Genomic DNA, 23,323 nt, shown 5'->3' with positions numbered 1-23,323 from the left:
CTCAGACACCGAACCCACCGGGACCTCCACCGGGGCCGGGAGTTCCGGGGATCGGCGGGCCGGGGCGGCCCAGGGGGTGCGTGCCGGTGTCGGACATCCGCGCGGGCGCGCCGGAGCCGTTGAGGAAACCGGAGACGTCGCGGGTGGAGGGCAGGGGTTCGGCCTGAGCCGCGAGCCGGGCCGTCAGTCCGCCCGGCGGTGTGGGTCCCGCACCGCCCTTGCCGCCGGCGCCCGGCTGCGCGGGCGCGTTGAGCAGGTCCAGCTCGGAGGCCAGGCGCGCGAAGGCCTTGCGCAGCCCCTCGTCGGTGACCTTGGAGGGGTCGCCGTTGTTCTCCCCGGGTTCCAGGGCGCGGTAGGCGGCCGGAACCGGGGTGCGCAGGACCTTGGTGCCCAGCAGCTGCTGGAGGAAGTCCGGCTGGATCTCGTTCTTGCGGCTGTGCCGGGTGACGAGCGAGAAGACGTCCTCGTGGGCGCGGATCTGCAGGCGCTCCCACATGGCCATGAGGCGTTGGGCGCCGCGCAGCGCCGGGACGTCGGGGGTGACGGTGACGACGGTGCTGTCGGCGAGCTCGACGGCCATCGCGGTGGCGTCGTTCATGGTGGAGCCGCAGTCCACGATGACCAGTTCGTACCGGGAGCGCAGCGCCCCCAGGACACGGCGGGTGGCCCGCGCGTTGACGTCCTCGCCGCGTTCACCGTGTTCGGGGGCGAGCAGCACGTGCGGTCCGCGCGCGTCCACGTACAGGGTCTCGGCGAGCATGCCCGGGCTGATGTCGTCGCCGGCGTCGGCCAGGTCGCTGATGGAGCGGCGGTGGCGCAGGTTGAGGAAGGCGGGCAGGTCGCCGGTCTGCAGGTCCAGATCCACCAGGCACACCACACGGCCGGCGGCCGCGGCCGCCATGGCCAGGTGCACGGCGCAGGTCGTGGTGCCCACGCCGCCCTTGGCGCCGCTCAGCGCCACGATCCGGCCGCGCACACCGGAGGCGGGCACGTCGAGCGAGGCCGACTCCAGGTGGCGGCGCAGGGTGCGAGACCACTCCGCGGCCTTGCTGATCCGGGTCTCCAGCTCGGCGATGCCGGAGTCGTCGGGGAGCACCCCGCGGGCGCCGGACTCCATCGCGCCGGTGAAGGTGTCGGGGTCCATCGTGGGCGAGACCAGCAGGATCGCGAGCTGCGGGTGGCGGTGGGAGAGGTCGCGTATGGCGTCGAAGACCGGGGCGGGGCCCAGGTCCTGGTGGATGAGCACCACGTCGATCTCCGGATACTCCCCGGCCGCGTCGAGCAGGGCCGACGTGGTGGACCGGGTGGCCACGAGGTCGGCGCCGGCCAGCTCCTCGAAGCGCGCCGCCAGGACCATCTCCGTCTCGGAGTTGGGCATGCCCGCCAGGACTCGGAAGTTCAACGTCTACCCCTCTCGCGGCGCGGGCCGCTCGTCGGTCTGGTCCGTTCCGCCGGAGCCGCCGTCGAAGAGATCGTCGAAGTCTCCGCTGCAGAACTCCGCCTCACCGGTCGCTCCGCCGCCCTCCGCGCTCACCAGCGCCAGTCGGAGCTTGGTGGCGAAGTCCTCGGCGTAGGCCAGTTGCAGCGCCGACTCCGGTTCCAGGCGGAAGGTCACCGGGACGACCCCGGAGACACCGCCGCCGTCGTCCTCCTGGGTGCGCAGCTCGCCGATGTCCAGGACCTCCACCTCGGTGATGACGCGCACGGCGCAGGCCTCGCCGTGGTCGCGGGGCTGGAAGGTGCCGTAGATGTCCACGACCGAGCCGCGCCGGACCTTGCCCGCCACGCCGGTCTCGGCGTCCACCATGATGGCGATCTCCCGCTCCCCGTCGGTGAGCGTCGGCTGGGGCTGCACCATGCCGCGCTGCAGGTAGACGCCGGCCTCCAGATGGGTGGAGGCGACCAGCTGCTGGTCGGCGGGGGTCTCGATCTCGCTGAGGTCGGTGATGAAGACCTCGGGGTCGAAGTACTGGCTCGGCACCTCCACCCGTTCGACCGAGTCGGCGTCGACGGCCTGGTAGGCGTCCACGTCCTCGGCCAGGCGCAGGACCGTGTCGAAGGAGCCCAGCCGGTCCTGCTGGGCGCTGAGGTAGGTGAACACGGAGGCGAACACGGCGACGGCACCGAGGGCGGCCACGACCATGAGCAGGACGCCGCGTCGCTGACGGGGGTTCATGTGGGGTATCCGTTTCCAGTGTCGTCATGGGCCGTGCGCGCGCGTCCGGGGTCGGCGCCGTGCGCGGTCCTAGCGGGAGTAGGTCCGGGGGAACTCGGGCTGGGGCGCGCTGCCCGAGAACGGGGAGCTCTCCCGCGATCGGTCGAGCGGTCGGGGCGGATGGGCCGGTGGAGCGCCGACGGTTCCGTAGGAGGGGCCGGGCAGGCCGGGCAGGGGTTCGGGGTCGGGCGCCGGTTCGGCGAGCGGGGTCGGTGTCGGTGCCGGCCACTGCCCGCTCGGGGCCGGGTCCGGTGTCGGCCACGGACCGCTCGGGGGCGGTCCCGCTGTCGGTCGGTGCCCGTTCGGGGGCGGGCCCGGTGTCGGCCGGTGTTCGTTGGGGGCCTGGGCGGCCGGGGGAGCGGCGGTGGTGTGCCCGCCGCCCGCCGGTCCGTCGACGGCTCTGCCGTTGCGTGTGGCAGGACCGTGGCCGGTGGCCCGGGCCGGGCGCGGGGTGGTCGTGCGCGAGGACGTCCGGGTGGAGTTGGCCGCGCAGAACGGGCAGGGCTTGGTGGAGACCGGCTCACCGCACCAGGAGCAGGCGGAGGCGCGGATGGAACTGGCGGCGTAGGCCAGCGCCTGGGGGTGCGCGCTGAGGGCGACGAACTCGACGTACTTCGGTGTGCCCCAGTACACGGGCCCCAGGGGTTGGACGGGCAGGGTGCGGGTCGCCACGGGCTGGATGGCCTGCGGCAGGTGGTCGTCGAAGACGTCGGTGTGGGCCGGGTCCGGTGTGGAGCACAGCAGCTGGACCGGCTGGACCGGGCGGAAGGGCAGGGTGGCGGCGACGTCGGCCGGCCGCATGCGCTGGACCTGCTGCGTGGGCGTGCAGTAGGCCAGGAAGGACACCGTGGGGGCCAGTGAGCCCACGTGGTGCTTCAAGGTCGTGGGAATGGTGGACAGCCCCGCGACCGTGCGCAGCCAGGCTCCGGCGAGCAGGTGTTTGGGCAGTTCACCGCACAGGGCGGCGACCATGCCGGGCGGCAGGTACGGGGCGAGGTAGGCGAGCTGGTCGGCGACCAGGGAGAGGGCGAGAGGCGAGAGGTCGAGGGCGATTCCGGCGATGTGGTCGGTGCGCTGGGAACCCCGGGCGAAGTTGATCGCCCGCTCGGCGTCGGCGGCACGCCAGGACGGGTAGAGCGCGACGACCTTGCGACCCGCGTCGGTCTCCTGCTGGGCGAAGGCGACGAACGCGGCGCTGCGTTCGCCGATGCCGTCGCCGTGCATCGCGAACCGCCGCGCCCGGACCTCGCCCACATGGCCCGTGCTGGGGATGTCCGCCAACAGGGCGACGGTCGACGCCGACCGCGGTAGGGCTGTGGACACTGGGCAAGCTCCATCGGTTCTGCGCGCTGGGGAGGGGTGCTGTGGACCGGAGCGGCACCTCGCGGGGTGACGTGACACTCGGACGCATCGTAACGAATGTGTGCCCGAGCGCGGGAGGGCTCGCGTTTGTCACGACCTGGTGGGTGTTCGGGCGGATGACGGGGGTCGCAGCGTTCCGCGCGCCGGGTCGCGGCGAGGGGCGGGACGCTGCGGTGCTGGCCGAGCCGGTTCGGAATCCGAGCGCACCTGGTCGTGTACCCATGGTGAGGGTCTGCTCGCCCTGGCCGCATGTGGCCAGGGAGTGGACACGGTGAGGTTGGGGTGTTTTGTGCGTACTCGAGTTTTTTGTGTGGTTGCGGCACGCACATGTACTCCCGTCCCTTGTTCGTCAGTTGTCCGTCCCACCTAAGAATGCCCTTCCGCCACCCAGGTCACCAGGGCCGAAGGGAATCTGTGGACAACGCGATCGGGGCGGCACGGCCCGCGACCTGCGAAAGCGTTGTTCCAGGGTCTGATGTGACTTCTGTGTCGGGTGGGCCTGCTGTGGGCACAGGCGCGGCGGGCGGCGTGCGGAGGCGGTGAGGGGCGCGGTGCGGGCGGCGCCGGGGAAGGCGGTCACGTGGTGCGCATCACAGTCGTGCGACGGCCGGTCCAGGAGGGGAGCGGCGCGCCCGCAGCGGGAGGGGCGCACCCGTCGGAGGGCCCACTGGGGCGTGGTCGGGGCGCTCGCGGCTCACGCCCGGGTGCGTTCCGAGTGTTCGCCGGAAGTCCGGCGGGTGTTCGTCGAAGGCGCTCTTCGAGGGTCCCGCGAGGGGCGCCGGACTCGCCTGGGCTCTCGCGGCGGCTCACGCCTGGGGGCTGCGCGCTCCCAGACGCTCCGCGAGGGTGGCCCTGTGCGTGGGCAGGGCGTCGGCGTGGACGCGCTGTCCCTCCTCGGTGGGCGTCACCGTGACCGAGCGGCGGTCGTTCACGCACATCGCGCGCGTGACCAGTCCGCGCTTCTCCAGACGGGCCACGGTGCGGGACAGGGCGCTCTGCGTCAGGTGCGTGGCCGCCAGCAGCTCGTGGACGAGCCGCTTGTGGTCGGGGGCCTTCATCAGCAGGTCCAGCGTCTCGAACTCGCTGAGCCCCAGGCCGTGCCGCTGGCTGAGCTCACGCTCCAGCGCGCACGCGGTGCCGTGGTAGCAGGACATGAGTTGTCGCCACTGTTCGGCCAGGTCAGGGTCCGGGTCCGCCATCTGGAACATGCGAACAGTTTAACATGCGGTGACATCATATGCCCAGTCATTTAATGCTTGGACATTAGATGCGTGTGCATGTAATGTCCTCGGCATGTCCACAGCACTGAACCGGCCCGCGGCCTCGCGCGGCCTGACGCCTGACGCTTCCCGCTGGTCCCCGCGGCTCTGGGGCCTGCTGATCGTCTTGTCCCTCGCCCTGTTCCTCGACGGCCTCGACGTGTCGATGGTCGCCGTCGCGCTCCCCTCCATCGGTGCCGAACTCGGTCTGTCCACCGCCTCCCTCCAATGGGTGATCAGCGGTTACGTGCTCGGATTCGGCGGGTTCCTGCTCCTGGGCGGGCGGACCGCCGACCTCCTCGGCCGCCGCCGCGTCTTCCTCATCGCGCTCGGCGTCTTCGCCGCCGCCTCCCTCATCGGCGGCCTGGTCGACAGCGGGACGCTGCTCATCGCCAGCCGCTTCATCAAGGGCGTGGCCGCCGCCTTCACCGCGCCGACCGGCCTGTCGATCCTCACGACCACGTTCGCCGAGGGTCGCCAGCGCAACCGCGCGATGTCCGTCTACACCGTGTTCGGCGCCAGCGGCTTCTCCTCCGGGCTGCTCTTCGGTGGACTGCTGATGTCGCTCGGCTGGCGCTGGACCTTCTTCTTCGGCGCGCCCTTCGCCCTGATCGCCCTGCTCGCGGGTCTGGCCCTCATCCCCAAGGACCGGCCCGACGCGCGCGGCGGCTACGACCTCGTCGGCGCGGCCACGCTCACCGCCACCATGCTCCTGCTCGTGTACACCGTCGTCACCGCGCCCGAGACCGGCTGGGCGCACCCCGTCACGATCGCCTCGTTCGCGGGCGTCCTCGCCCTCCTGGCCCTGTTCGTGTGGGTGGAGAACCGTGTGCGCCACCCGCTCGTCCGGCTGGGCATCCTGCGCAGCGGAACCCTGGTGCGGGCCAACGTCGGCGCGGTCGCGCTGATGGGCAGCTTCATCAGCTTCCAGTTCCTGCTCACCCTCTTCCTCCAGCAGGCCCTGGAGCAGACGCCGCTGCAGATGGCCCTGTCGCTGCTGCCCGCCGGCATCCTCGTGGTCCTCAGCGCGCCCTTCGCCGACCGGCTCATCAGCCGCTTCGGCACCCCCAAGCTGATCGCCGCCGGGCTGATCGCCCTGTCCTCGGGCTACCTGCTGTTCCTGCGGGTGGAGCCGGAGTTCGCCTACGTCGGCATGATGCTGCCCACCGCCCTGCTGCTGGGGCTCGGCTTCGCCCTCGCCTTCCCCGCGATCAACGTGCAGGCCACCTCCGGCGTCCAGGACGAGGAGCAGGGCCTGGCGGCCGGTCTGGTCCAGACCTCCGCCCAGGTGGGCGGGGCGCTGGTCCTGGCCGTCACCACCGCGATCATCGCCGTGGACCACGCCACCGGCCAGGGCGCCGCGAGCGGGGCCGAGGAGATGCTCGTCCAGTTCCGGCCCGCGCTGGTCTTCGTCACCGCCGTCGCCCTGACCGGTGTGCTGATCGCCGTGTACCCGCTCCTGGCGCGGGGCCGCCGGGCGGCCGGCGCCCGCATGGCCGCCGACGCCGAGGCCGCGGACCGGCTGGCGGAGAAGGCGGGGGTGTGATCACGCGAACGTGACGGCGGCCGCACCTTGCGCCCTCCGCCGCCCCACCGCCCCCACGGGAGGGCCTCCGGAGGGTCGCCGGACCCGATCGCTCCCACCAGCGGGGTTGGACCGTGGGTCCGAGGGAACGAATCCGAGTGACTTCGCGTCATATCTTAAGAAGTCACACCCCCGAAGGAGAGCGACGATGCGTAGGGAAAACCGTTCCGCGGCGGGTGCGGCCGCCTGGCAGGTCATCCAGAACACCGACAGCCGCGTGTCGGTATGGCAGAGGGCGGGCGCCGTCCCGCGCATGCTCGGCGCCCGGTTCCGCGGGCGCTACCAGCAGCTCAGCGGGGGCAAGCTGCTGGGCATGCTCGTGCTGACGGTCTACATCGTCTCGCCGATCGACTTCATCCCCGAGCTGTTCGTGCCGCTCCTGGGCCTGGCCGACGACGTCGGTGTCGCGGTCTGGCTGACGACCATGGTGCTCGGGGAGAGCGAGCGCTTCGTGCGCTGGGAGCGCGACGAACAGGCCCAGCAGGCCTTCCAGCGGAGCAACACGCCCGGAGCGGGGAAGGAGAGCGGGGCCGACCCGCGCTCCGAGGCGCCCGGCACCGCCGACACCCGCGGCGAGGAGCCGACCGCCACCGCGCACCGCCGACGCTGACTCGTGGCGCCGACCCGCGGCGCCGACCCGTCCGCTCGATCAGGGGCCCCGCGCGACCAGCGCGGGGCCCCTGACGCATGCGGGGCCTGATGCGGTGCGTGCTCGGACCTCACTCCGCGGCGAGGACCTCGCGGGCCAGGGAGCGCACCTCGTCCGCGGTCTCGGGCGTGGCCAGGGCCAGATGGGCGAGCGAGTCGAGGATCGTCACCGGGCGGGACCCGGCCGCCTCCACCGCGGCGACGAAGCGCTCCGTGACCAGGCCCGCGATGTCCGCGCGGTCCTCGGGGTGCGTCCACGCGAGCGAGACCAGGGCGAACAGGGCGGCCTCGGTGACCCAGTCCTCCGGACCGAAGGCCAGGTCGACCAGCGCCCGACGGCGGACCGAATCCGGCCAGGGGTGGTCCGCCTCGTAGTGGGCGAGCCCCAGGCAGGCCCAGATCTGCACCAGGCGGATCCAGTCCGGCCAGACCCCGGGCTCCTCCATCGGCGGCTCGGGCGGGTGGACGAGCACCCCCAGCAGGTCGGCCAGGCCCAGGCCCGCCAGCCGGACCCCCTCGTCGTAGGCGTGCACGGGGTGCTGCCACGTCCGCAGGGCCAGGTCGCGCATGGTCTCGGCGGCCGTCGCCGACGGTGGAGCGACGTTGGGCGCGGGGTCCGTCCCGTCGAAGACCCAGACCCGGCGGCGGACCGGCTCCAGCCTGCCGTCGCCGAAGACCTCGGGGACCGTGTAGCGCGGGTCCGGTGGATGGACGTCCCCCACGGTGATGTCGCAGCCGGGCAGCGCGCGGGCGAACGCCATCAGGGCACTGGGCGGTTCGGGGGCGGACAGGGCCACGCTCAGTTCGGGGGAGGACGAGGTGTCGGCGGACTCCAGGCCCTGGTGCAACATGTTGACGATCGCCTCGGTCGGCCCCACGTACGTGCCGATCCAGGGGATGTCGCGGGCCACGCGCGCCAGGACGCCGGCGGCGTGCGTGTTGTCCGGGCGGGCGCGCAGGTGGTCCGAGAGCGCCACCAGGTGGGCCAGGTCGCCGTCCCGCTCGAACCAGAGCATGCACGCGGTGGGGAAGGCGTTGGGGTGGTCGGGGTCCTGGTTCAGGGCCGCCTCGACCCAGGCGATCGCGCTCTCCGGACGCCCCGCCTCGGCCAGCATCTCGGCCATGTCGGTGTACAGGGCGAGGTTGTCGGGTTCCAGGTCCAGCGCCTGGCGCCACGCCTGCTCGGCCTGCGTCCAGCGGCCCTGGGCACGGTAGGCGGTGCCGAGCGCCACCGCGGCGGGCACGGACGGCTCGATGCGCGCCGAGCGCCGTGCCAGCTCGACGGCGGCCTCCGTGTCCCCGAGGCGGCGCACGAGGATCGAGGCGCTCCACGACAGCACGGCGTGGCCGGTGTGCGCGGCGGTGGCCGAGCGCACCAGCGACAGGAACGGCGCGAACGCCGCGCGACCCTCCTCCGGAACGGGATCGCCCACCACACCGATGAGCCGGCCGAGCGCGTCGCACACCGCCTCCGGGGCGAGCGCGGCGCCCAGGTCGGGGTCGTACATCCAGGGCACGTCGGCCCAGGCGCGCTCGGGGCTGTGGCACTGCGCCGAGACCAGGAGCCGCAGGGCCTCGGTCCGGTCGCCGAGCGAGGCCAGGACGTGGCCGCGGCACACGACGGTGCCCAGGTACACGCGCTCGTCCATGGGGAACAGGTCGGCGCCGCCCTGAGGGTGGCGGGCCAGGTGCGCCAGGAGCTCGTGGATCTCGGGCAGGGCGGGGGCGAAGGTGATGGCCGCGGCCACGTGGTCGGCGGCGTGGCGAAGGTCGCCGCCGTCCAGCGCGAGCCGGGCCATGCTCAGCTCGCCCTCGGCCTCCAACCGTGGGTCGGCGGTGCCCTCGTGTGCCTCGGTCATGGTTCTCCGTCTGCCTCGGTTGCGGCCTGCGTGCTCGGGTTGACGCAGGAGAACCCTCGCAGGTTCCGGTCGTCCCGGACCGGCCGGGGCGGGGTGTGCGCGAGCCGGGCCCGTGCCAGGGCGGGCGGACGCGATCGCCCCCGGAGGGAGGTGGGCGCGGTGCACGTCGGGGCCGTGTTCTTCTGCGGTCCTGGCGGCCGCGAGCCCGGAATGCCGCCAAGTACACGCCCAGGTCGTGTTCTTCTGCGGGCTTTCGGGTGAGCTCGCGGTCGTCAGGTCGTCTCTCGCAAGACGATGGGCGAAGTTCAGCCTGGTTGTGCTTGACGAGCGCAGAGGCGCCGCGAGAGGCGGGCCTGGCGGCCGCGAGCCCGGAATGCCGCAAAGAACACGGCCTAGGCCAGGGCGGCGTCCATCTGCTCGGCGAGGTCGTCGGTGAGCATCTCCACGTAGGTGCCGGTGATGTGGTGGGAGTCGCGGTAGACGACCACGTTGCCGATCGCCGCGGGGCAGGTGCCGTCCACGCAGAACCGGTCGCTCAGGTCCACCAGGGCGGCCCCCTCGCCGACGTCCGCCGCGGCGAGCTCCTGGGGATCCTCGCGGGTGAACGCCTCGTCCTCGGGCAGCTCGCACGCCGACGGGTCGTCGCCGTGCGTCTCCAGGCACTCCGTCACGTCGGTGCGGGTCCGCGGGGTGTCGCGCACCGCCACCAGGCGGCCGCTCACCTTAAGCACGTCGGTCCACAACATGCTCATTCCGTCGGCGATGACCTGTTCGTCCTCCACCGCCGACGCATTCTCCACCGGGCCGTTCATCACCGACGAACTCGTCACGACCAGGTCCGGCCGCAGCTCGCCCAACTCGTCCACGACCGCGCGGTTCCACTCGCGGCACTCCGTGTACGCGCCGCCGTCGGGGCGCCGGATCAGCGTGTCCGTGAACGCGCACGAGGACTTCGTGAACACCGCCACGCGCCAGCCGCGCTCGTTCGCCAGCCGTTCCAGCGCCGGGAACCACTGGGCGCTGTGCGAGTCACCCAGGAGGGCGACGGTCCGCTCGGCGTCCTCGGGGCCGTACACGCACGGGTCGGAGGGGTCGCTGTCGTCATGCGAGGCGTGGCACTCGTCGTCGTACAGGACCGGGATGTCCTCCTCGGCCGTGACCGGCGGCGGGTACAGGGGGGCGGGCTCGGGGGCCGACGCCAGGTCCAGGGCGGCGGGGCCCGTGTGGACGGCCGGGTCGAAGGAGACCGCCGCCTCCCGCTCCACACGTACCAGGGTGGCCCCGCTCACGGTGGCGGCCGCCAGCACGCTCGCCGCGACCACGACGGCCGCGTGGCGCACGTTCGGCACCAGTCGGCGGTCGCGGACCGGGTCCTCCACCCAGACCTTGGTCGCCCACGCCAGCAGCAGCGACACCGTGGCCGCCGCCACGATGCCCACGACGCCCAGCCCCTCCTGGCCGGTCAGCGCCAGCAGCAGGATGATGACCGGCCAGTGCCACAGGTACAGCGAATACGAGACGTCGCCGAGCCAGCGGGCCGGAGCCGAGCGCAGCGGCGCCGAGGCGGGGACCGGCCCGGCGGCGATCACGGCGACCGCGCCCAGGACCGGCAGCAGGGCCGCCCACCCCGGGAAGGCCGTGCCGTCGTCGTAGAGCACCGCGGCGGCCAGGATCGCCACCGGCCCCGCGTACCCCAGCGGCCGACGGAGCAGTTCGGGCAGGTCGCCGCGGGACATGGCGACCGCCAACAGGCCGCCGGCCGCCAGTTCCCAGGCCCGCGTGGTGGGCAGGAAGTAGGCGCCGGCGTCGCCGCCACCGGTCAGCACGACCGAGCAGACCAGTGACGCCACGAACACCGTGCCCAGGATCGCCGTCAGCACCCACGTGCTCCGCCGCCACCGCCAGGTGAGGGCCCACACGACGAAGAGCAGCGGCCACACCACGTAGAACTGCTCCTCCACCGACAGCGACCAGAAGTGCTGCACCGGGCTGGGCGGCACCTCGGCGGCCAGGTAGTCCACCGCCTGCCGGGCCAGGTACAGGTTCTCGACGTAGGCGGCCGAGGAGACCAGCTGCCAGGCGGTGTCGGTCAGGCGCGAGCCCGGCAGGATCACGAAGGCCGCGACGCCGGTGGCCACCAGCACCACCGTGGAGGCGGGCAGCAGACGACGCACCCGGCGCACGTAGAAACCGCTGATCGAGACCCGGCCGTGGGCGGTGACCTCGCGGTGGAGCAGCGACGTGATGAGGAAGCCGGAGATCACGAAGAACACGTCGACCCCGACATAGCCGCCCGGAAGGAGGGCCGGGTCCAGGTGGTAGACGAGCACGATCAGGACGGCGACGGCGCGCAGCCCCTGGACCTCGGGGCGGAAACGGCGTTCGGCCGTGGCGGGTGCGGCATGCATGCGGTGGACTCCGGAGCGGATTCGGCGTCGAGGACGGGCCGCGGGGGAATCGGCCACGGATGCGATGAACTGATCCTGTTATGTTCGAACGGCCCGCGGCGACCGCCAAGGCAACGCGGCGGGCGGAGTTCGCCGAGTTTGAGCTCGACGGTCACGCTCCCGTGGCCGGAAGTTCGCCTTCCCGTCGAATCGGGATCAGATGGACCGGTGCGCGCCGATCGGGGGCCGCCGCCCTCGACCGGGAGCCTCCGGCTCCAGCCCTCCCTCCGGGGGATCGGCTGGACAGGGGCCCGATGGGCGGTTCGTGGCGCACGCACTCCGGAACTCGGGCACACTGTCGGTACGGACCGTCGGCAGCTCCGCGTTCCCCGTTCCCCGCGCGGGCGCGCGTGCGACCCCCGCCACCGTGTCCGGTCATCCGCAGTGCCCGGCCCCCGCCGGCCGTGCCGCGAGAGGAGGCCCCCGTCACTCCCTTCACCCCTGTCACTCCCGTCACCTGGGCGCGCCTCGCGGCCGTCGGCGCCGTGGTGGTGATCACACCCCTGGTCCTGTTCCCGCTCATCGGCCGGTGGACCCTGCTGTGGGTCCCGCTCGTGCTGATGGCCGTGACCGCCGTCCTGCTGCGGACGCGGGCGCACGCCCAGGCCCGGGAGCGCACCGCGGCCTCCGGCGCGTCCGCGGGGGAGCCGGGGCACGAACCCGACGGGCGGTCGGCGTCGGCCGAACATCCTCCCGTCCCCGCCGGAACCGGTCGTCGGATCCGGCCGGTGGCCCTGCCGAGCGCGGTGGCGGACTACGACCTCGTCTTCGCCGGGGTCGTGCACTGGCGCTGGAACGGGCACGTGGACCTGAGACTGCGCGACCCCGTCGCCCCGGCCGTGCACGCGGTGGTCACCAGGGCCGCCGAGCTGGTGAGCGGGACCGAACCGGGCGACCACGGGTTGGCCGAGTGCGACCTGGCGGCCAGGCTGGCCGTGGAGACGGCGGTCACGGGGGCCGGGATCGTGGTGTGGGCCGAGGACGTGGAGCTGCGGCTACCGGACGAGGACGCCGAGCGGCTGCGCTCGCTCGCCGGTCTGCGCAAGGACCGGGATGTGCGGGACGCGGTCCGCGCCATCGAGGCCGAGCGGTTCGGTGCGGCGGCGCGGACGCCGCGGGCACGGCGCGACGCGGTCTCCCCGGCGCGGGAGGTGCTGGAGGACGGCGTGGTCGTGCGCGGCCCGCACGTGGTCGGAGAGCGGCTCGCGGCGCGGGGGCCGCACGACGCCGACGACCTGCATGACCTGGACGACCTCGACGAACTGGACGACCTGGACCACCTGGACGAGGCCGGGGGACTGGACGGCCCCGGGCCGGGCAACGACGTCGACGGCGAGGGCTTCGAGAGCTACTGGTGGCCCGCGGAGACCCCGGGCCATGACGCCGCCGAACGGGACGTGCAGGTCGCCATCATCCGGGGCCTCATCGACTCGGTCGAGGCGGGCGCGCCGCGGCTGGAGTTCGCGCGGGCCCAGCTCGACGTCCTGGAACAGGGCGGGTTCGACGAGGTCGCGCGCCGCATCCGCGAGGTCGTTCCCGAACTCTCCGACGGATCTTCCCGCGGTACGGCCCCCTGACCGTCCGGTCAGCCCTCCCGGGGTACGCCCCGACCGTCCGGCGGACCCCGCGCCCTCGCCATCGGTGGGGGCGCCCTGAGCGCCGACGACCTCGTCGGCCTCGCACCGCTGGTGCGCGGCCGGGCCGAGCGGCGGACCGACCGCCCCAACGTGTTCAAGGGCTCCGGCATGTCCTGGCAGGACCTGGCGGTCGCCGTGGCCGTGGCGCCCACCGAGTGACTCCCGGCCGGCGCGTCCCTGCGGGGGCGCCCGGCCCACCCGGGGGCGCGTCCCGATCCGCGGGCCCCGGGGCCCCGGGGCCCCGGTCACGTGCGGGTGCGGTGTCCGTCGGCCGAGACGTACCACCGCGCCGCTGAGCCGGTGGCGGCGGCTCGGAATCTACGGGTGCTCGGCGTGCTCGCCGGGACGGGGCTTGGGCGGACGCCGGTCCGGCTCCGCGCTCAGGGAGGCGTCCGAACCGTGCGCGGTGACCGTGCGCAGCATGTCCCGGATCTCCTGCAAGAGCGACGGTGGCACCACGCCGAGCCGGACGCCCTCCTCCGCGAGTCGGACGGCCTCGGTGAGCGTGCGCCACGCCCGCAGCAGGTCGCGGCGGGTCAGGATTCCGGCCAGGACCTTCATCGCTCGCAACTGACCCGACCGGTGGCGCAGGCCCCGGTACCCCTCGACGGCGATCCGGGCCAGCTCCTCGGCCTCGGCCAGCCGGTCGGCCTGGTGCAGGGACTCCGCGGTCATCCGCAGGGCGCGGGCGTGCCACCACTTGTCGCCCAGCGCTCCGAAGCCGTCGGCGGCCCGGAGCATGTCCTCCTTGCCGCGCGTGCGGTCCTGGGCCATGCGTGCCTGGCCGAGCACCAGGCAGGTGCGCCAGCGGCCCCAGTCGTCACCGATGTCGGTGAAGTCGGCCTCGGCCCGGCGCAGGCGAGCGATCTGGTCCGAGACCTGCCAGGCGTCGCGCAGCCGGGTACGGCGGCGCAGGATCCCGCGTGCCTGCGACACCTCGGCGAACCGGGCGGCGTACTCCTGGCCGCCGTCGGCGAAGAGCCCGGCCACCCTCTCCGCCTGCTCCTCGCGCCACCGCGGGTCGCGTGCGGCCAGACGGCGCCGCTCCCGCTCGTGGGCGGGGGAGTACAGCAGTTCGCAGGACCGGGCCTCCTGGTTGAGCTGGTTGGTCGGCAGCTGGCCCAGACTCCGCAGGTAGCGCGCGTGCAGCCATGCGCCTCGCGCGTCCCCGGTGAGCCGGTCGCGTTCGTCGTCCAGGACGAACCAGGCGTGCAGCGCGTACCCGCGCAGCCGCAGCACCTCGCCCTTCTGCAACTGCACCCGGGCCCAGAGCTCGACCCCGTCCTGGGATCCGACGAGCAGGTCCTCGGCACGGGTGATCAGCTCGTAGGCCCGGCCCTGGTGCCCCTGGAAGCGGTCGACCTCGGCCAGGTTGCACAGTGAGCGCACCTGCCACCAACGGTCCCCTTGGTCGGCGAAGATCCCCACGGCCGTCTCGATCTCGGCCCGGCCGTCGTCCAGGTCGCCGCGGCGGTACAGGTTCACCCCGATGACCTTGTGCGCCCGGGCCCGCCAGCGCGGGTCCACCGACGGCAGCTGTTCCAGCACGTGGAGGGCGGTCAGGGCACGCTCGTATCCGGTGTCGTGGTCGCCGTGGCCGCTGGCGACCTCGGCCCGGTCGAGCAGGGAGACGCCGTAGGCGAACGGGTCGCCCAGTTCCAGGGCGAGCGCGGTGGCCCGCTGGGTGGCCTCGCGCATCGCGCCCCAGTGGGTGCGCGCGGCCCGGCACAGGACGGCGAAGGCCCGGCGCAGCCGCCACCCCTGCTCGGGCCGGTCGCGCAGGTCGGCCCACTGGAAGCACACCTCGAAGCCCTGGCGCTCGGTCTCGAGCCAGGCGGCCGGATCGGCGGGCGCGGACGGTCCGCCGATGCCGCCCGCGCCGCCCGGTGCGGATTCGTCGCGGGTACGGACGGCACCGGGATCGCCGCGTCCCCGGCGCCCGGCCGGTTCGGCGCGGGCCGGGAGGGAGTCGCCGAAGCTCCACTCGTGGGGTGCGGCCCGCCGCGCCGCCGCCTCCGCGATGGCGACGAACGCGTTCAGCAACCGGTCCACCGCGGGCACCAGCGCCTCCTGCGACCAGTCCGCCCGCTCCTCCTTCGGAACGCCGAGCAGGTGCGGGCCCACCGACAGCAGGGTGTCGCGCACGTGGTCGTGCAGCTGGTAGCGGTCGAAGCCGCCCGCCTCGTAGAGGAACGTGACCAGGTAGCGGTGGCTCATCCGGACCAGGAGCGGTTTGGCCTCCTCCTCGGTCACCCCCAGTAGGGCGGCGGCCGACCAGGCGGTGAAGGTCGTCAGTCCGGCTCCGGCCAACCGGTGCAGCAGCAATCGCTCCCGGGGCTCGCACTGCCCCAGGCCGAACGCGAACGAGCGGGCGATGGCCTGGAGTCCCGGAACCGTCCAGCGCAGGATGGGGTCGTTCATGTGGCGCAGGAGGTCGGTGGGACCCGGCCCCCGCCCCATGGAGATCCGTCGTCCCATGAGGCAGATCGCCAGGGGGAACCCGTGGCAGGCGGCGACGATGTCGGGGAGCACGGCGCGGTCCTCGGGCGAGAGCCGGTGCGGCGACTCGTCCACGAACCTCTGCAGCAGCCGCAGGCCCGTCTCGGGGGACAACGGGTCCAGGTGGCGGCGCAGGACGTGCGGGGAGGCGTCGCGGAAGTCGTCCCGGCTGGTGATCAGGACCGCGCACCGGGGGCCGTAGGGGAGCAGCGGCTCCACCTGGGCGAAGTCCTCGGCGTTGTCGAGGACGAGCAGGAGTCGGCGGTGTTCGGTCGCGGACCGCCACAGCACGCTCAGCTCGTCGAGGGAGGCCCCCGCGGGAGGAGTGACGCCGATCTCGGCGAGCATCTGCACGAGGACGTCCTCGGGCCGCCGGGGATCGCGCCGCACCGGGCCGATCGGGTCGGGTCCTTCGGCGTCCTCGCGACGGTCGGCGCCGCCGCCGGTCAGCCATCCGCGCAGCAGCCGGCGGCCGGTGCCGCGCGCGGAGCCGCGAACGGAGCCGCGCGCTCGGCCGCCGTCGGAGCCGTCGTGTACCAGGTCGCCGTAGAGCTGGAACTCCAGTTTGCCGTCGGGGAAGCGGTCCGCCACGCGGTGCACGACCTGCGCCACGAGCTGGCTCTTGCCGGTGCCGCCCTCCCCGGTGACCGCGATGGTCAGCGGGCCCCGCGAGCGCCGCAGCCGGGCCGTCCACGCCGGTCGGCTCACCAGGCGGCGGGGTCCGCGGCGCGGGAAGCGGTCGAACGCGCGCATCAGCTCCGCCATGAGGTCGGCGTGGCCGGTGAAGTAGTCGCTGGGCGGGGGCAGCCGCCGACGCAGCGCGGGCGCCTCCTCCACGGCGCGGTCGCCTCCGCCGAAGGGGTGTTCGAGCAGCCATCCGGCGACGGCGGCCATCCCGGCGCCGAGGGCGCTGAGCCCCAGGACCAGGAGTCCGCCGCCGTCCGGCACGAGGTCGGGGACGCCCTGCAGGGCCGTGCCCGCGCCCAGGACCAGCAGGCCGGCGGCGAGCCCGATCCGGCTCGGGCGCCATGCGTGGGGGGCCGGGGGATCGGCTTCCGGCCGGGAGAGCCTGTTCACGCCCATCCCTTCTCCGAGACGTCGTCATGTCCGCGTATGTCGGACGTGGGGGATCCGGTGCCGCGGGCGTGACGATCCTTGCGCCGCAAGGGTTGCGGTGTCCAGTCGGCCACCGCCGCCTCCGGGGTCGTTCACGCTCTCGTCACCGCGAGGGCGCCGGGTGTTGGTGCGCGGGGAAACGGCGTCCGCCCCCGTGCCCGGCGTGGCCGCCCCGTGCCCGGCGGGGTGGCCGCCGGACCGGTCGACCCGCCGATGTGACTGGATGCACTGAGTGCGTCGTTGCACTGAGTGCAACCACATCTCTAGTCTGGTGTCATGGCAGACCAACAGCGCCCGACCGCGCCGGACCGCAGGGAAGCCCTCAAGGCGCGGCACCGGAAGGCCATCGTCACCGCCGCGGCGGCGCTGATGACCGAGATCGGCGGTACGGACTTCACCGTCGACCAGCTCGCGGCGCGCGCCGACGTCTCCCGTCGGACGGTGTTCAACCACTTCACGACGGTGGACGACATCACGGTCGAGGTCTTCCACGAGATGCTCGGCGCGGTCCTGGACAACGTCGACGCCAACTTCGAGGCGTCGGCGGCCGAGCACGCCGGCGAGACCTCGATGTTCGACCAGCTGGCCGGAGCCCTGCGCGCCACCGACCTGGTCGGCACCACCACCGAGCTCACCCGGATCTTCGGACCCGACAGCGGTCCGCGCAGCGCCCGCCAGGCGGTGCTCTTCGAACGCGCGATCAACGATCTGGGAATCCGCATCGCCACCATCACCCTGCGCCACCGCCCTGAGGCCGACCCGTTGGAGGTCGACCTGATGTGCGGCGCACTGGTGGGCGGCGCCCTGGTGGTGGTCCGCCACTGGGAGCAGAGCACCGGAGGCGTCGACACCGTCGAGTCCCGTCGCGTCTGGGACGAGCTCCTGGAACGCATGATCTCCGTCAACCGCGCCGGGTTCGGGACCCTGACCCCCCGCACCGGCGCTTCCTGAGCCCCACCGCTCACCCCATCCACTCCGTTTGCAGGGAACCATGGCTGAACTTCTCTATCGGCTCGGGCGTACGTCGGCCAGACGTGCCCGGACCGTCATCGCGATCTGGCTGGCACTGCTGGTGTCGGCGGGAATCGCCTACTCCTCCTTCTCCGGTGAGCTGGCGGACAGCTTCTCCATCCCCGGAACGCCCACCGACGAGGTGAACCAGAGCCTCAAGGCGGAGTTCCCCGCCATGAGCGGCGGCAGGGGCACCGTCGTCTACCAGAGCGAGGACGGCTCCGCCCTCACCGAGCAACAGCGGGCGCAGATCAGCGAGCGCGTCGACAGCGCCGCCGACGTCGCCGGGGTCGAGGACGTCATCGACCCGTTCGCGACCGAGGAGGAACGCGCCGAACAGGCCGAACTCCTGGAGGAAGGACGCGAGGAGAGCGACGAGGGCCGCACCGAACTCGAGGAGGGCCAGGAACAGCTCGACCAGGGCCGCGCCCTGGCCGAGGCCGCCGGGCCGCTCGACGAGCAGACCGAGGCCGCCTTCGAGGCCCAGCAGGCCGAGCTCGACGCCGGCATGGAGGAGCTGGAGGCCGGCGAAGAGGAGCTCGCGCAGGGCGAGGCCCTGATGGACATGGCCTCCGGGATCCGCACCGTCTCCGAGGACGGCAGCACCGCCATGGTCAGCGTCGCCTTCACCGAGAGCCAGGAGGAGGTCTCCCAGGAGACCAAGGACGCCGTGATGGACGTCTTCGAGGACGACCCGGTGGACGGCGCCACGGTCGACTTCGGCGACGACATCGCGATGGCGCTCCCCAGCCTGGTCAGCGCCGCCGAGGCGATCGGCGTCATCGTGGCCGGCATCGTCCTGGTGGTCATGCTCGGCACGCTGATCGGGGCCGGACTCCCGCTCGCGACCGCCCTGATCGGTGTCGGGATCGCCACCCTGGCCGCGATGTCGCTCTCCAGCGTGATCGAGATCGCGACCGTGACACCGATCCTCGGGCTGATGCTCGGCCTGGCGGTCGGTATCGACTACGCGCTGTTCATCGTCAACCGGCACCGCCGCCAGCTCAAGGAGGGGCTCGGCGTCGCCGAGTCCATCGGACTGGCCAACGGAACCGCGGGCAACGCCGTGGTCTTCGCAGGCACCACCGTCCTCATCGCCCTGCTCGGCCTGAACCTGACCGGCATCGGCTTCCTCGGCCTCATGGGCAGCGTGGGCGCCATCGCCATCACCGTCGCGGTGCTGATCGCCGTGACGCTCGTCCCCGCCCTGCTGTCGCTGGTGGGCGGGCGCATCCTGTCGAACCGTGAGCGCGTCGCCCGCCTCGCCGCCGGAACGGGTCGCAACCCCGAGGGTCTGGCCGACGGGGCCGCGCACGACGCCGGTCCCCGGCCGATGTCGCACGCGGGGGCGCTCGGCCGCGCCGCGCTCGCCGTCGTGATCCTCGGAGTCATCGCGCTGCCCGCCCTGGACCTGCGGGTGGGGATGCCCGACGGTTCCTCGCAGCCCACCGAGTCCACCCAGTACGAGGCCTACTCCGCCGTCGCCGAGAACTTCGGGGAGGGCCAGAACGGCACCCTGCTGGTCGCCGCCACCCTGCCCGGCGGTCCCACCGACGAGGCCGCCGAGGACAACGCGGAGCAGTACCAGTACGAGATCGCCGACGCGATCCACGCCCAGGACGACGTCGCCGCGGTGGCGCCGATCGGGGTCTCGGACGACCAGACCCTGGCCATCTTCCAGGTGGTCCCGGTCGACGGCCCCTCCAGCGAGTCCACGGAGGAGCTGGTGCACACCCTGCGGGACCTGGAGCCCGTCCACGGCACCGGAACGCTCGGGGTGGCGGGCATGGCCAGCGGCAACATCGACATCTCCGAGACGCTCAGCGAGGCGCTGCCGACCTACCTCGCGGTGGTCGTGGGCCTGGCCCTGGTCATCCTGCTGCTGGTGTTCCGGTCCGTCTTCGTGCCGATCGTGGCCACGCTGGGCTTCATCCTGTCCTACTTCGCCGCGCTCGGCGGTGTGGTCGCCGTGTACCAGTGGGGCTGGCTCGGCCGGCTCATCGGTCTGGAGAACCCGGGGCCGGTCCTGAACTTCCTGCCCACGCTGCTGGTGGGCATCCTGTTCGGCCTGGCGATGGACTACATGCTGTTCATCGGCACCGGGATGCGTGAGGCCTACACGCACGGCAGCCCGGCCCGGCTCGCGGTCGTGCAGGGCTTCCGCGCCGGCCGCTCGGTCGTCACGGCCGCGGCGATCATCATGATCTCGGTGTTCGGCGGCTTCATCTTCTCCGAGATGACGATGATCAGCTCGGTCGGCTTCGCGCTCGCCTTCGGTGTGCTCATCGACGCGTTCGTGGTCCGCATGCTGCTCATCCCCGCGGTGATGCACCTGGCGGGCGACGCGGCCTGGTGGCTGCCGAAGTGGCTGGACCGGATCATGCCCGACATCGACGTCGAGGGATCGGCCCTGGAGCGCGACCACGCGCGGGAGTCGACCGTCGCCGAGGAGGGCACCGGTACCGGCGACCCGGCACCCGCCGGTGAGGCGGGCGCCGACGAGGCGGAGGTCGGCTCCGGGCGGCGCTGACCGCCGGGAGCCGTGATTTGAGGAGCGGGCCCGTCGGGGCGTTCCGGCCCAGTGCCGGTGCGCCGCGGCGGGCTCGCGCCGTTCCCGGTCGCGGGGGTGTCCCTCGGCACGCCGGAAGAGCACGCCGGAAGAGCACGCCGGAAGAGCACGCCGGAAGAGCACGCCGGGAAGAACGCTCGCGGATGGCGGTCCGGGCCGGAGAAGCGTCCGTCCGCGGCCCGTCAGAGCTCGGCCGGTGGCACTGCTCCGGTCGCCGAGGCGCGGGCGGACCCCGACGCGAGTGGGGGAGCCGTCGACGCCGCACCCGACGCGGCCCTGCGGAACCGGCCGGGCGGCTGCCCCGTCCAGCGCCGGAACGTCCGTGAGAAGGAGGCGGCGTCGGCGAACCCCACGAGATAGGCGACCTCGCCCACCGACGTCCGGCCCGCCCGCAGGTAGGCGGTCGCGAGGTCGCGGCGCACCCCGTCGACGACCTGCCGAAAACCGGTGCCCTCCGCGCGCAGTCGGCGGAACAGCGTCGAACGGCTGCAGTGCAACCGGGCCGCCACCGCGTCCGCGCCGACGTCCCCCTCGTGCACCACCGCGCGCACGAGGTCCTCGACCCGTTCCCGGAAGCTCTCCGGGGGCGGGCGCCGGGCCAGCAGTGCGTCCCCCTTCTCCCGCAGGACGCCGAAGACGTAGCGGGGGTGCCGTGCCACCGGCCAGGAACCCACGTCGGGGTGGAGTTCGATCTCGGTCCGCCGGGCACCGAACCGGACCGGGCAGCCCAGCACGCGCTCGTACTCGGCCGCGCGCTCCGGCGTCTCACGGGTGAGACTCACGCGCAGCACGTGCGTGCGGTCCAGGAACCGTCGCGGACCGCAGACCAGACGCGCGACCGCTTCCTCGGACAGCTCGGGCCCGGGGCCCACCGGCCGGTGTTCGACCAGCAAGAGCCGGCTCCCGGATCGTTCGGGCTCGAACGTCGGGCCGTTCTCACCCGCGTCGATCTCCAGTGCCAGGCGTCCGTACCGCTGCAGCTGCCGCAGGGCGGTGGCCATGTCGGGGGCCGCCTCCATGACCAGGCCCACGATCGACACGTCGGCCATGGCCGTCTCGGCCCCATAGTGGAGCGGCAGGGCGTCGTCGTCGAGGGCGAGGCGCGCGAGGCGCACGAGCTCCAGATAGCGCGGCAACGGGACGCGCGCGTCCGGGTCGCGCAGCCGCTCACGGGACAGGCCCGCGGCCGTGGCGAGCGCGTCCGCGTCGGCACCATGCCGCTCGGCGTAGGCGAGGAGCCCGGCGACGAGACCGGCCGCGATCGTTGCCCGCTGCACGTCGTTCCCCCTTGACGCAGAACCCTGACCCGCACGATCAGGAGTCCTGACACACCAGATCATTCCGGGCCCGGAGCGCCGGGACAAGACTGACCGTATGAACGCTCCCACCCTGTCGGCCACGGCCGACACGATCACGCCCCTGCGCCGCAACCTGATGCGCGCCTGCTATCTGCTCATGGTCGTCGGTCTCGCCCTCACCGCCTGGCCGCGACTGCTGGGGTCGGGCCCCGACCGTCCTCTCATGGACGGCACCTTCGACGCCGTGCTGTGCGCCATGCAGCTCCTCTCGGTCGTCGGGCTGTTCGCGCCGGTGCGGATGGCCGCCGTGCTCGTTTTCGAGGTGCTGTGGAAGGCGATCTGGGTGCTCGTGGTCGCGGTGCCGCTGTGGTGGCGCGGCGCCGTGACCCCGGAGGTCTCCGAGACGCTGTTCGCCTTCGCCTTCGCGCTCCCGTTCATCGTCATCATCCCCTGGCGTGCCCTGGTCGGTGACCTGCTCCGAGGGCGCGAACCCTGGCGCGCGGCACCGGCCGAAGGCTAGACGGGGAGCCCGGAAGCGGTCCGCCGGCGGGCCTCCCGCCGTCGCCGGGGATCCCGCGTAACAGGGCCGAGGCGGCGGGGCGCCTGTCACACGCGGCCTGTAGGCCGGAGGCCGCGCGGTGCGTGCCCCGGCCGCGCGCGGCGGCGGGACCACCGCGCGCGGGTGGTCAGCCCAGGACGGTGAACATGACGACGTTCGCCGCCACATAGACCACGATCGAGACGCCCAGACCGGCGAGCATCACCCAGAGGGCGGACTTCTTCCTGATCAGGCGCACGATCGCCCAGACGGTCGCGACCAGCCAGATCACCCACGGCGCGAGGATCATCGTGGGAATGGCCAGGTCGACGGCGAGGCCGCAGTCGGGTGAGCATCCGGCGGTCCCCAAAACTGAGAAGAAGCCCCAGAAACTCGTCCCGGCGCACACCAGCGGCGCCACGCACATGAGGACGATCGAGACGGCCTTGTCAGCGGTCGACGCCGGTGGGCGCTGCGGTGCGGTGCCCCACTGAGGACCGGGCCGGTGGGCATGAGAGGGGACCCCGAACGGGGGCGGTTGGGACATGGGGGTCATATTGTCACGCCGAGGGACCGGCGACCAGGGTGGCCGGTCCACGCGGGCCGGGCGCGCCCGCCGGCCCGGCCCGGCCCGCGCGGATCCCTACACGGCCGCGGTCAGGCGCTGCTCCTGGACGTCGAACACCGCGTCGCACGCCTCGCGCACACTGTCGTTGTGGGTGGCGACCACCACCGCGCACCCCTGGCGGGCCATCTCCCGCAGGGTGTCGATGACCATGCGCCCGTTGTCCTCGTCCAGAGCACCGGTCGGCTCGTCGGCCAGGACCAGGGAGGGTCGCTTCACCATCAGCCGGGCCAGGGCCACGCGCTGCTGCTCGCCGCCGGACAGGTAGTGCACCATCTCCTTCTCGCGCCCGGCCAGGCCGACCCGCTCCAGGGCCTCGGCCTGGAGCCCGCGGTCGCGCCCGGCCACGTCCAGGTTCGCCCTGACCGTGGCGTTCTCCATCAGCGCGTAGTTCTGGAACAGGTAGCCCAGGTGGTCACGGCGAAAGCGGCGCCGCCGCCCGGGGCCGAGCCGGTTGAGCTTCCTGCCGGCATGGACGATGTCGCCGCCGCTGGGATCCTCCAGAAGGCCCATGCAGTTGAGCAGGGTCGTCTTGCCCGACCCGGAAGGGCCGACCAGCGCGAGCATCTCCCCGGCCCGGACGGTCAGGTCCAGGTCCCGCCACAGGGTGCGCTGACCGAAGGACTTGGCGAGGTTCTTCAGGGTGATCATGGTG

General features: G+C 73.2%; 16 protein-coding genes. 6 read left to right on the top strand and 10 right to left on the bottom strand.

Annotated features, from left to right (window positions below):
* Nucleotide 1: 1 nt before the first annotated feature.
* From DFP74_RS30030 to DFP74_RS30015, 4 genes are all read right to left on the bottom strand, one after another.
* On the bottom strand, nucleotides 2–1,402 hold the full coding sequence (locus DFP74_RS30030; protein WP_121186940.1) for an AAA family ATPase: 1,401 nt from the start codon (nucleotides 1,400–1,402) through the stop codon (nucleotides 2–4).
* A gap of 3 nt (nucleotides 1,403–1,405) precedes the next feature.
* Entirely contained in the window at nucleotides 1,406–2,176 is a 771-nt protein-coding gene (gene cpaB / locus DFP74_RS30025) for a Flp pilus assembly protein CpaB (protein WP_121186938.1), read from the bottom strand.
* 69 nt (nucleotides 2,177–2,245) lie between these two features.
* Complete coding sequence (locus DFP74_RS30020; RefSeq protein ID WP_233571223.1) at nucleotides 2,246–3,538, bottom strand: hypothetical protein; 1,293 nt, start codon at nucleotides 3,536–3,538, stop codon at nucleotides 2,246–2,248.
* Between the two features lie 845 nt (nucleotides 3,539–4,383).
* Nucleotides 4,384–4,785, bottom strand: coding sequence for a MarR family winged helix-turn-helix transcriptional regulator (locus DFP74_RS30015; protein ID WP_233571222.1), 402 nt, complete (start codon nucleotides 4,783–4,785; stop codon nucleotides 4,384–4,386).
* A gap of 85 nt (nucleotides 4,786–4,870) precedes the next feature.
* On the opposite strand from DFP74_RS30015, the gene DFP74_RS30010 reads away from it, so the two are divergent.
* Together DFP74_RS30010 and DFP74_RS30005 are read left to right on the top strand one after the other, a co-directional pair.
* Nucleotides 4,871–6,382, top strand: a complete 1,512-nt coding sequence (locus tag DFP74_RS30010) for an MFS transporter (protein WP_121186936.1) — start codon at nucleotides 4,871–4,873, stop codon at nucleotides 6,380–6,382.
* A 187-nt stretch (nucleotides 6,383–6,569) separates the two neighbouring features.
* Nucleotides 6,570–7,031 (top strand): YkvA family protein, encoded by a 462-nt coding sequence (locus DFP74_RS30005; RefSeq protein ID WP_121186934.1) that lies wholly within the window; start codon nucleotides 6,570–6,572, stop codon nucleotides 7,029–7,031.
* A 109-nt stretch (nucleotides 7,032–7,140) separates the two neighbouring features.
* Here the strand turns inward: DFP74_RS30005 and DFP74_RS30000 are convergent, their stop codons facing one another.
* Both DFP74_RS30000 and DFP74_RS29995 read right to left on the bottom strand, forming a co-directional pair.
* Entirely contained in the window at nucleotides 7,141–8,928 is a 1,788-nt protein-coding gene (locus DFP74_RS30000; protein ID WP_121186932.1) for a tetratricopeptide repeat protein, read from the bottom strand.
* A gap of 392 nt (nucleotides 8,929–9,320) precedes the next feature.
* Nucleotides 9,321–11,336, bottom strand: coding sequence for an acyltransferase family protein (locus tag DFP74_RS29995; protein WP_121186930.1), 2,016 nt, complete (start codon nucleotides 11,334–11,336; stop codon nucleotides 9,321–9,323).
* A gap of 443 nt (nucleotides 11,337–11,779) precedes the next feature.
* On the opposite strand from DFP74_RS29995, the gene DFP74_RS29990 reads away from it, so the two are divergent.
* Entirely contained in the window at nucleotides 11,780–12,952 is a 1,173-nt protein-coding gene (locus tag DFP74_RS29990; protein WP_121186928.1) for a hypothetical protein, read from the top strand.
* A 378-nt stretch (nucleotides 12,953–13,330) separates the two neighbouring features.
* Here the strand turns inward: DFP74_RS29990 and DFP74_RS29980 are convergent, their stop codons facing one another.
* Nucleotides 13,331–16,588, bottom strand: coding sequence for an NB-ARC domain-containing protein (locus DFP74_RS29980; RefSeq protein ID WP_233571221.1), 3,258 nt, complete (start codon nucleotides 16,586–16,588; stop codon nucleotides 13,331–13,333).
* Between the two features lie 315 nt (nucleotides 16,589–16,903).
* Between DFP74_RS29980 and DFP74_RS29975 the strand changes: the two genes are divergently transcribed.
* Nucleotides 16,904–17,578, top strand: coding sequence for a TetR/AcrR family transcriptional regulator (locus DFP74_RS29975; RefSeq protein ID WP_121186924.1), 675 nt, complete (start codon nucleotides 16,904–16,906; stop codon nucleotides 17,576–17,578).
* 40 nt (nucleotides 17,579–17,618) lie between these two features.
* Nucleotides 17,619–20,168 carry an MMPL family transporter gene (locus tag DFP74_RS29970; protein ID WP_121186922.1) on the top strand — a complete coding sequence of 850 codons (2,550 nt, stop codon included), beginning with the start codon at nucleotides 17,619–17,621 and terminating at the stop codon, nucleotides 20,166–20,168.
* Nucleotides 20,169–20,389: 221 nt separating this feature from the next.
* On the opposite strand, the gene DFP74_RS29965 is transcribed toward DFP74_RS29970, so the two are convergent.
* Entirely contained in the window at nucleotides 20,390–21,484 is a 1,095-nt protein-coding gene (locus DFP74_RS29965) for an AraC family transcriptional regulator (RefSeq protein ID WP_158613079.1), read from the bottom strand.
* Between the two features lie 97 nt (nucleotides 21,485–21,581).
* On the opposite strand from DFP74_RS29965, the gene DFP74_RS29960 reads away from it, so the two are divergent.
* Complete coding sequence (locus tag DFP74_RS29960) at nucleotides 21,582–22,025, top strand: hypothetical protein (RefSeq protein WP_121186918.1); 444 nt, start codon at nucleotides 21,582–21,584, stop codon at nucleotides 22,023–22,025.
* A 166-nt stretch (nucleotides 22,026–22,191) separates the two neighbouring features.
* Here the strand turns inward: DFP74_RS29960 and DFP74_RS29955 are convergent, their stop codons facing one another.
* On the bottom strand, nucleotides 22,192–22,413 hold the full coding sequence (locus DFP74_RS29955; protein ID WP_233571220.1) for a hypothetical protein: 222 nt from the start codon (nucleotides 22,411–22,413) through the stop codon (nucleotides 22,192–22,194).
* Nucleotides 22,414–22,686: 273 nt separating this feature from the next.
* The gene (locus tag DFP74_RS29950; RefSeq protein ID WP_121186914.1) at nucleotides 22,687–23,319 is read right to left on the bottom strand and encodes an ATP-binding cassette domain-containing protein; all 633 of its coding nucleotides are present in this window, start codon (nucleotides 23,317–23,319) and stop codon (nucleotides 22,687–22,689) included.
* Nucleotides 23,320–23,323: the final 4 nt, after the last annotated feature.

It is taken from the genome of Nocardiopsis sp. Huas11 (assembly GCF_003634495.1).
GTDB lineage: Bacteria > Actinomycetota > Actinomycetes > Streptosporangiales > Streptosporangiaceae > Nocardiopsis.
This window is presented reverse-complemented; position numbering and strand designations above follow the sequence as displayed.

Bases quoted from the DNA above. Each gene is read 5' to 3' on its own strand.
- DFP74_RS29970 (WP_121186922.1), top strand. From the start codon at position 17,619: ATGGCTGAACTTCTCTATCGGCTCGGGCGTACGTCGGCCAGACGTGCC.
- DFP74_RS30000 (WP_121186932.1), bottom strand. From the start codon at position 8,928: ATGACCGAGGCACACGAGGGCACCGCCGACCCACGGTTGGAGGCCGAG.
- DFP74_RS29960 (WP_121186918.1), top strand. From the start codon at position 21,582: ATGAACGCTCCCACCCTGTCGGCCACGGCCGACACGATCACGCCCCTG.
- DFP74_RS29995 (WP_121186930.1), bottom strand. From the start codon at position 11,336: ATGCATGCCGCACCCGCCACGGCCGAACGCCGTTTCCGCCCCGAGGTC.
- DFP74_RS30015 (WP_233571222.1), bottom strand. From the start codon at position 4,785: ATGTTCCAGATGGCGGACCCGGACCCTGACCTGGCCGAACAGTGGCGA.
- DFP74_RS29950 (WP_121186914.1), bottom strand. From the start codon at position 23,319: ATGATCACCCTGAAGAACCTCGCCAAGTCCTTCGGTCAGCGCACCCTG.
- DFP74_RS30005 (WP_121186934.1), top strand. From the start codon at position 6,570: ATGCGTAGGGAAAACCGTTCCGCGGCGGGTGCGGCCGCCTGGCAGGTC.
- DFP74_RS29975 (WP_121186924.1), top strand. From the start codon at position 16,904: ATGGCAGACCAACAGCGCCCGACCGCGCCGGACCGCAGGGAAGCCCTC.
- DFP74_RS30010 (WP_121186936.1), top strand. From the start codon at position 4,871: ATGTCCACAGCACTGAACCGGCCCGCGGCCTCGCGCGGCCTGACGCCT.
- cpaB (WP_121186938.1), bottom strand. From the start codon at position 2,176: ATGAACCCCCGTCAGCGACGCGGCGTCCTGCTCATGGTCGTGGCCGCC.